The sequence below is a fragment of the Pseudomonas sp. OA65 genome, assembly GCF_017498305.1.
Classification (GTDB): domain Bacteria; phylum Pseudomonadota; class Gammaproteobacteria; order Pseudomonadales; family Pseudomonadaceae; genus Aquipseudomonas; species Aquipseudomonas zanjanensis.
Genome location: NZ_JAGDEZ010000105.1, coordinates 1 through 642, shown reverse-complemented (window position 1 = coordinate 642; position 642 = coordinate 1). Strand labels below are relative to the sequence as shown.

General features: G+C 65.0%; 1 protein-coding gene. It reads left to right on the top strand.

Annotation, left to right across the window (positions count from 1 at the left end):
• Positions 1-642, top strand: a 642-nt coding sequence (locus J3361_RS29285; protein WP_279382108.1) for a carbon starvation CstA 5TM domain-containing protein, incomplete at both ends; no start/stop codon positions are given.

The following is a 642-nucleotide window of genomic DNA, read 5'->3' as shown; positions in this document are numbered from 1 at the left end:
GTTTCCACGCGCTGATCTCCTCGGGCACCACGCCCAAGCTGCTGGATAACGAAACCAACGCCCGCTACATCGGTTACGGCGGCATGCTGATGGAGTCCTTCGTGGCGATCATGGCCATGGTCGCGGCTTCGGTGATCGAACCGGGCGTGTACTTCGCCATGAACAGCCCGGCGGCGATCGTCGGTTCGGACGTGGTGGCCGTGGCCCAGACCGTTAGCAGCTGGGGTTTTGCAATCACCCCCGACGCGCTGCAAGCGGTGGCCAAGGACATCGGCGAGACCACCATCCTGGCCCGTGCCGGCGGTGCGCCGACCCTGGCGGTTGGCATCGCGCAGATCCTGCACTCGGTGCTGCCGGGTGAGAACACCATGGCGTTCTGGTACCACTTCGCGATCCTGTTCGAAGCGCTGTTCATCCTCACTGCGGTGGACGCCGGCACCCGTGCCGGGCGCTTCATGCTGCAGGACCTGCTCGGCTCGTTCGTACCGGCTCTCAAACGCACCGAATCCTGGACCGCCAACCTGATCGCCACCGCCGGCTGCGTGGCGCTGTGGGGTTACTTGCTGTACCAGGGCGTGATCGATCCGCTGGGCGGCATCAACACCTTGTGGCCGCTGTTCGGCATCTCCAACCAGATGCTGG